We start from the raw sequence: 7,541 nt of genomic DNA, 5'->3' as shown, positions 1-7,541 counted from the left end.
AGTCTGTCCAAAATCAAAAAGAATTCATCCATCAACTGTTTGGACTAGTTACTTAAGACCAACAGTCATTAGAGATCTTTCGCTTTTTTATATTTTCTTCAAGTATTTGCACCAGAACCTGTTTTTCTATTTGCAATTTTCTACAAGTCTGCTATTCTTAAGTTTAGATATACATAAATTTCTAAACAAACACATTTAAAATAAAAAATAAAAAACCCCCGGGAGCCGCTTTTCGAAGGTTGCGTGAGTTTGGCCGCTACATTCAACCTACGAAAATCCCAAAACCAGGAGTTTTTGTTTGCAAATATGATACTGTCTATATTGATAGTATCATAACTTCAAAAAAATGCAAACAAAACTTCTAGTTTCCTATACTCTTTTTTAGGGTAGTCGGCTTCCGGCGGGGAAAACACTGGAGGTTTTTTATTATGTCCTTTAACTACTACACTAAAAATGACCACGATACACTTCTCTTTTACCAAGTCCCAAAAATCTTTTATTATGCTCAAAAGTACAAAAAAGTATCTGCGCAGGCCAAGCAGTTATACATGTTCTTATTAGATCGTCAAAACCTTTCCATTGAAAATAACTGGTACGACGAAGAAGGTCGCATATTCTTTATCTCAAAAGTTGAAGAAATGGCTGAGTTTCTAGGAGTGAGCCGTAAGACTGCTGGTAAGTATCGCGATGAGCTTGCTGAGGTTGGTTTATACATGTCTGTACAGATGGGAAACAATAAAGCAAACCGCAGCTATATTGCCAAATTAGATATGACCGATGAGGACCGCGAGCTTATCGCACGTTTGTCTCGTAAATACCGCGAGGAAGCAACAGAAGAAATGAAGAAGCAAGGAATTATAGCTGAAGAATCCAGTAATGACGCGGATGTGTCAAATTTACACACCCGGACGAGTAAAAATGACACATCCGGGTGTGTAAAAATTACCCTCCCGGATGTGTCAAATTTACACACGAGTAAGACTTATATTAATCAAACTGACAAAAACAAACATAAAAAGAATAATACTAATCTATCAATCAAAGAGAATCTGTATTCCCGTTTAAAATTCCAATCAGCTCAGTCTGCCTTCCAAAACCACAAAAACCTTTTGAGTGATGATATTATTTCTTCGGTTAATAAACTTTGTAAACGTTTTGAAGGTCGCTTAACACCTACGCAGATGAAAAACTGTATTTTAGCTACAATAGCAGCCGAACCAGATAACTTTGGTGCGTTCTTAAATCGTACGTTTACAAACAAAGTATCGGAATTGGAGCGACAACAAGAAGCTGCTAAAAAAGAACTGCAAGAAATTAAACAACCAATTAGAACTGAAAGCATTCCAGACTGGAAAGAACGCGATGATCGATTAGAAACTGTTAAATCCCAATATGCTGCAGGTAAAATTAGCCTTGACGATTTTGTTACCTTAAGCAATATGGTTTTACAAAGATATGCTTAATTCACAAACTTTTTAGAGCGAAAACCAGTAAATTCTGGGGTTGTTTTTGACGTCAAAAGTATTCAACCTGAGTATGTCGGTACGCGTACCGACATAGTTGAATCTCTGTAAGTCTTGGCAGAGTATGTTTCGTAGGGTATTCCAAACCAAAAAACTTACTCCGACTAATTATCCCCAAAACAACCCCTATTTTGCGGACTTTTTTACTTGCAAAAAGACATAGTCCCTACCGACACACGTAGAGTAAAAAAAACTGCAAATTTCACAAACTTTCAAACGTAGAAATTATAAAATTTCACATACCTGATTAAGAGAACAAGATTAGAGGATATCTCCACCATTAAAGGGTATACTGGTTTTTTAATTTTTATTAAAATAGTCTAGTAAATGAAATTTTTATATGATTCGAGTACCTCCTTCCCTCTCTCATACAAGGGAATCCCCTACCTATGTGGAATACCTTTATGAGGAGGTGATCGACATGTCGGGTGATATAACAGGAACACGTATATATAATGCCAAGGAAGCCAGTTTGCTTTTACAAATACAAAATTCTACGTTGCGAAAGTATTGTCAGATACTAGAGAAGGCTGGTTACTGCATGCATAAAAACGAGCATGGTCACCGCGGTTTTTTTGACCATGACGTTATAGCGCTGCGTAAACTAATTGAGTTAACCCAAAACCCCGATATGACACTAGAAAGCGCCGCAAACGTAGTGGTAGCAACGCATATCGGTCGCCCTGTATCAAGTACTGATACAAAAAAAACAACCGAAATAAGCGTAACAGCCACTGTTACAGCCGAAGAGTTTGAGACGTTTAAGCAACAACAAGCAGCCCTCATGTATGAATTGGTAAAGAAGCAAGAAGAAGCTGCACAGCAGCAGAGGGAGTTCCAGGAACGGCTCTGGGCACGGCTAGAGAACCGCGATATGTCACTGCTACAAACGATAAGAGAACTGCAAGAAACAAAATTGCAGATCGCAGCGGAGAATAAAAAGAAATGGTGGCAATTTTGGAAGTAAGCGAAAAAAGGCGACCATATAAAATGGCCGCCTCTTTACTTATTTTTGTTTTGCCATACGCTTAGTGCGTTCTTCTATGCCTTGTATTTTCCCATCTGTTAAATGTTATGGTAACAGAGTCTGTAAGGGATCTACAAAAAATATTTAATAATCTAAAAGGATAATTATAATATTTGGGGAAAAAATAAAAAAATACAATCATACTTTAGATTCGGAGGTATTTATATGTATATGCCAATGGAAGAAGAAGTAAGGACTTACCTGTTTACTGGGTTTTTAATAGTTATATTCATATGTTTTATCTATACAGTAATTTGTAACTATTCAGCTTGCTGATAGTTACGTTTTATAGATTTGTGTTTTAGATTTCCTTTCTCCTGTAAAGAATGGTACTACCATAATAAACAGGAGGTGAACAAGATGATGACACGAGACGAGATTTTGACTGTCTGCCATGCAAAACCAGACAAGATTGTACAGCTGATTCAGACACTCTTTCAACGCAATCAAGAGTTAGAAGCGCAGGTTCAATCATTGCTTCAACGGAATCATGAATTAGAAGAAAAGGTTCAGACGTTAGAAGCACGTATTCAAACGCTAGAAGCACAGGGTAAAAAAAACAGTACTAACAGCCATTTGCCGCCTTCTTCTGACTGGGCTCCTATTCCAAAGTCATCCCGCATGAAAACAGGGCGGCAGTCTGGTGGACTGCCGGGACACACGGGTCATACGCTTCGTATGACCGATCACCCGGATCATCGTTGTGTTCACCCTGTTACCACATGTGCGGGTTGCGGCACATCTTTGAAAGATGTGCCACCGAAGCGTCATATCATCCGGCAAGTATTTGATATTCCGCCGTTATCGATAGAAGTGACACAACACGAAGCTGAAGTCAAATCATGTCCGTGCTGCCGAAGCCTACAGGAAGCTGAGTTTCCCGCTCATGTAAAACGCCCTGTACAATACGGCCCGCGCCTTCGAGCGCTCGGAGCGTACTTGACACAATATCAGCTCATTCCCTATGAGCGGACGGCAGAATTGATAGCGGATCTTTTTGGTCATACGGTAAGTGAAGGCACACTTGTCACCATCAATAGACAAATGGGCAAAGCCTTGGAGACGGTAGAACAAGATATCTACCGTCACCTTCTATCATCCCCTATTCTTCATATGGATGAAACGGGGATGCGTGTAGAAGGAAAGCGCCAGTGGCTTCATGTGGCAAGTAATGCCAAAGCGAGTCTCTACATGATCCATCCGAAACGAGGCAAGGAAGCAATGGATGCCATGAAGGTGCTGCCACAATATCGCGGTGTGTCCATTCATGATGGCTGGCCTTCGTACTTTCGATATAATACCTGTGCGCATGCGCTGTGTAATGCCCATCATCTCAGAGAGCTGCGAGGCATATGGGAGAACACCAAGCAGTTATGGGCACAGGACATGATGGATGTTCTTCTTTGGATGAAGGAAGAACGAGAGACAACGTCTGAATCCCTACCGCCCGACCGAATGGCACACTGGGAACGGGTATATAAAAGGATTATCTAGCGAGGATTCGCACAAAATCCTGCACCTCCCGCTACAAAGAAAAAAGGGAAACCGAAACAAAGTGCGGCGCGCAATCTCTTGCATCGTCTTTCTGTGTATCAGGACAGTGTGCTGATGTTTCTTCGGAATGCCTCCGTTCCGTTTGATAATAATCAAGCAGAGCGCGATATACGTATGGCAAAGGTGAAGGAGAACATTTCTGGCACCTTCCGAAATGAACAGGATGGCAAGGTATTTTGTCGCATTCGTAGTTTCATTTCCACCATAAAGAAGCAGAAGCGATCCGTGTTATCTTCCCTTGGGCATATCATAGAAGGCGAACCAGTAGATTTGTTTGCCACATGAGGTAGAGGGAAGTTCACGGGGGCACCCCCGTGAACACTTTCTGACTCGTTTCTAGCAAACTAGCTAGGACTAGGCTGAGTAGTTACAGTAATTTTATGGAATAAAAATAAGGATAATAGATACAGTTGGTTTTTTTTACATTTTTTATCGCTAGGACTAGCCATATTCATTTTTATAAAATTAATTATTGGTCCATATTTCGCAGACAATTTCATGGTTTCTGAAAATAATTCGGTTAAAATTGCACAAGCTGGGCTTCTTTGGGCATTAAGTATATTTTTTCTTTTAAAAGGAATATCAAAATTGTCAAAACCAAAAATTTTAACTTATCTTTTATCCATGCAACATCAGAAACACGAATCTTAACATTTTTATTATTTGATAAGACTTTTGCATATTCTTTTGACAAGTCAACAAGAAAAATACCATTTTCATTTTGCAACTGTTTAAACTGATGTTTATCTAAATTGTTAGGTAAAGCAACCATACTTGTAAACCCTTCAAATTTAACGTTTAAACCTTTTATAACATCTTGATATTTATCTTGTGGAAATAACTGTTTCCCTTCGGGTTCGCCACCAATAGTAACCCAATCATTATTTTGATCGATAGCTTTAATTTCGTAAGACTTAATATCTAAGTTATATTTCTTTTGGATTTTTTGTAATTCTTTTAGACTTAAAGGTCTATCAAAGGTAAAAACAATTTCTGAATTACTTCCAAAATAATCCACTAGAGTATTCTGAAATTTTTTATAGGATTCTATATCATTTTTATTCTGGAAATTATGTAGAATATTTATATAATTTTTATTTCCTTCGTTTACCTCAGTTATTTGAATTTGATTGTTTTTAAATAAATGTTTATTTTTAATCTGACTAATAGTATTATCTCGAAATTCATTAACATTATCAGCTTTAATCAATTTATCAGAGATTGGCGCAACCAGTGTACTAGCCAAATACCAACTCTTTTGAGCAATTAAATCAAAATGTACTGTTTCCATTTCTCCGTTAACAGGGTTCCAACCCGATCTTACAACTGTATAATTAAAGTTTCCGCTTTTACTACTCCCTGCAGCTTTGTTCCAAGATGTTTGGAAGGAAGTAATATGCCTTTCCAGATGTAATATCTGGCTTATTTCCACCGTTATGACCAACATAAGCTTCAGCTTCTTCACTATGGCATATCATCAGGAAAGTGCGAATTTACAACGTTAACCACACTTTTCTAATGATACGCTATATACAAGCAACGCCAGTAATTAAGATTTTAATTTTACTTTGTAATTCCTTTTCAATTTCTTTCAATAATCTTTACATACTTATAAAAACAGGTTTTACTCACACCAGCTTTTTTCATGGCTGCTACCGCAGTCATATCTCCTTGTTTCCACTCCTGGTATATTTGTTTAAATTCATCCGATACGACTGTTTGTGGTCTTCCGAGTTTTTTACCAGCCCTCTTTGCTGCCTGAATCCCTTCACGTTGCCGTTTGCGAATTCGTTCCCGTTCTTCTTGGGCCATCCAGGACAAAATTTGAAGCACAAGATCAGATATGAACGTTCCTAAGCTGTCTTTATATTTTGTTGTGTCTAATAAGGGCATATCCAGTACGACGATATCAGCTTTAATTTGTTTCGTGATCGCATTCCACTCATTTAAAATATCTTCTTTGTTACGGCCAAAGCGATCCAATGCGTGGATGTATAAAATATCACCCTCACGCAGCATTTGTTTTACGAGTTGGTACTGCTCACGATCAAAATCCTTACCACTCTGTTTATCAATAAAAATATCTCTTTCTTCTATTCCCGCGTGACGCATGGCTTCTATTTGGCGTGCCTCATTTTGATCCTTGGAACTAACGCGTACATAACCAAATTTTTTATACTTCATCCTCATACTCCTCTATAAAAAACATTCTCTTTTTAAATATACAACATTAGTTCTCAAAATCCTTCTTATTTTCAGGAACGTTCTTGAAAAAGTTTTTTATGTTTTTGCGCACGTATTTGAGTATGAAATTTAATCGGTTTGTATGGTTCTCGAAAGGTGTACTTTTCAAGAACTATATTGTAAATTAAAATAGCACCCTCTTATCGGGGTGGAGTCCGGAAAATGCGGATTTACAACGTTAAGCAGCTTTTTCCGTTGAATTCACACCGATAAGACTTTTGAAACAAGTAATATGAGACGCTACGAAGCCTAATTTAACTGGAATTCAGTTTTGTATCAATAGGCTATACCCCAATGATACAGGGCTTTTTCTTCTTAACGTTGTAAATCCGCATAAATATGACGGTACCCCCAGTAGCCAAATGACTTTCAGGTAATTTCCTCTCCGGGCGCTTACTTCTCCCGCGGTGGTGCTGCATCTGATTCTCCCGAAGTACACGATAGAAGCTAGATTCAGAGGCAATATAAATCTTTTGGTCCGCTAGTTTCGGTACGATTTGAGTCGGTGGTAAATTCGCGAACTCTTCTTTCTTTACCACTTCTAACATTTCTTGTTTTTCTTCTTGCGTTAGTTTATTTTTCGGTATTGGCCGCACGGCCAAGGGGCGTTGATCTTCCTTGACGCCACCTTCTGAAACCCAGCGTTCATATGTGCGCACACTGATATGTAGCTCCTGGCATGCCAGTGCCAACCGCGCCCCCTGTTTGTTTGCTTCTTGGATGAGTTCTACAGCGAGTGCGCGATCTGACGAGCGAATCATTCTTCCCCTTGGTCCTCCCAGATCGCTTGGGCCTTTTTTCGTAACAGTGATAAAGCTGCCGCCTCTGCCAGAGCTTTCTCTTTTTTACGCAAATCTTTTTCTAATGTTTTTGCACGGCGCTTTTCTTCTTTTAAGTCTTGATGTAACTGTTTCGTTTGAGGTGTTTCATTTCCATTCGCACTCAGGCACGCCTCACGCCATGCCTCAATTTGTTCCTTATATAAGCCTTTCTTACGGCAATATTCTGCGAGCTCTGCTTGGTTCATTGCGTATGTTTCCATCACAATCAAAAACTTATCTACGCTGTTCCACTTATCGGCTCCTTGTCCATCTCCAGGTGCAGCAGTTCCAGCTACACGTTCATCCTTCCGCCACTTATACAACGTAGCCTCTGTGATACCAGTTTCCTCACTAAGCCGGCTAATGGCTTCA

At 39.1% G+C, this 7,541-nt stretch carries 5 protein-coding genes and 2 pseudogenes; 3 read left to right on the top strand and 4 right to left on the bottom strand.

The annotated features are described in order from the left end of the window. The first annotated feature begins 428 nt into the window (after window positions 1-428). The 3 genes and pseudogenes from EEJ45_RS17715 to tnpC all read left to right on the top strand — a co-directional run bounded on the left by EEJ45_RS17715 (window position 429) and on the right by tnpC (window position 4,389). Window positions 429-1,463, top strand: coding sequence for a replication initiator protein A (locus EEJ45_RS17715; RefSeq protein ID WP_124566076.1), 1,035 nt, complete (start codon window positions 429-431; stop codon window positions 1,461-1,463). Between the two features lie 481 nt (window positions 1,464-1,944). After that, complete coding sequence (locus EEJ45_RS17710; RefSeq protein WP_246000025.1) at window positions 1,945-2,490, top strand: DUF3967 domain-containing protein; 546 nt, start codon at window positions 1,945-1,947, stop codon at window positions 2,488-2,490. Between the two features lie 420 nt (window positions 2,491-2,910). Next, a pseudogene (tnpC, locus tag EEJ45_RS17705) lies at window positions 2,911-4,389 on the top strand (IS66 family transposase). Between the two features lie 235 nt (window positions 4,390-4,624). On the opposite strand, the gene EEJ45_RS17695 reads toward tnpC, so the two are convergent. From EEJ45_RS17695 to EEJ45_RS18780, 4 genes and pseudogenes are all read right to left on the bottom strand, one after another. Next, complete coding sequence (locus tag EEJ45_RS17695) at window positions 4,625-5,551, bottom strand: PB1 domain-containing protein (protein ID WP_124566073.1); 927 nt, start codon at window positions 5,549-5,551, stop codon at window positions 4,625-4,627. A gap of 134 nt (window positions 5,552-5,685) precedes the next feature. After that, window positions 5,686-6,288, bottom strand: coding sequence for a recombinase family protein (locus EEJ45_RS17690; protein ID WP_124566072.1), 603 nt, complete (start codon window positions 6,286-6,288; stop codon window positions 5,686-5,688). A 344-nt stretch (window positions 6,289-6,632) separates the two neighbouring features. Further along, the gene (locus tag EEJ45_RS17685) at window positions 6,633-7,109 is read right to left on the bottom strand and encodes a COG3415 family protein (protein WP_124566071.1); all 477 of its coding nucleotides are present in this window, start codon (window positions 7,107-7,109) and stop codon (window positions 6,633-6,635) included. After that, window positions 7,106-7,541, bottom strand: a pseudogene (locus tag EEJ45_RS18780) (IS3 family transposase); the annotation flags it as partial. The pseudogene EEJ45_RS18780 and the gene EEJ45_RS17685, both read right to left, overlap by 4 nt.

The sequence above is a fragment of the Ectobacillus antri genome (assembly GCF_003852715.1).
In the GTDB taxonomy this organism is placed as follows: domain Bacteria; phylum Bacillota; class Bacilli; order Bacillales; family Bacillaceae_G; genus Ectobacillus; species Ectobacillus antri.
The sequence above is the reverse complement of the archived record's forward strand: the minus strand, read 5'-3'. Positions and strand labels throughout refer to the sequence as shown.

Coding starts and splice junctions, on each gene's coding strand:
- EEJ45_RS17715 (WP_124566076.1), top strand. CDS start 429: ATGTCCTTTAACTACTACACTAAAAATGACCACGATACACTTCTCTTT.
- EEJ45_RS17710 (WP_246000025.1), top strand. CDS start 1,945: ATGTCGGGTGATATAACAGGAACACGTATATATAATGCCAAGGAAGCC.
- EEJ45_RS17695 (WP_124566073.1), bottom strand. CDS start 5,551: ATGTTGGTCATAACGGTGGAAATAAGCCAGATATTACATCTGGAAAGG.
- EEJ45_RS17690 (WP_124566072.1), bottom strand. CDS start 6,288: ATGAAGTATAAAAAATTTGGTTATGTACGCGTTAGTTCCAAGGATCAA.
- EEJ45_RS17685 (WP_124566071.1), bottom strand. CDS start 7,109: ATGATTCGCTCGTCAGATCGCGCACTCGCTGTAGAACTCATCCAAGAA.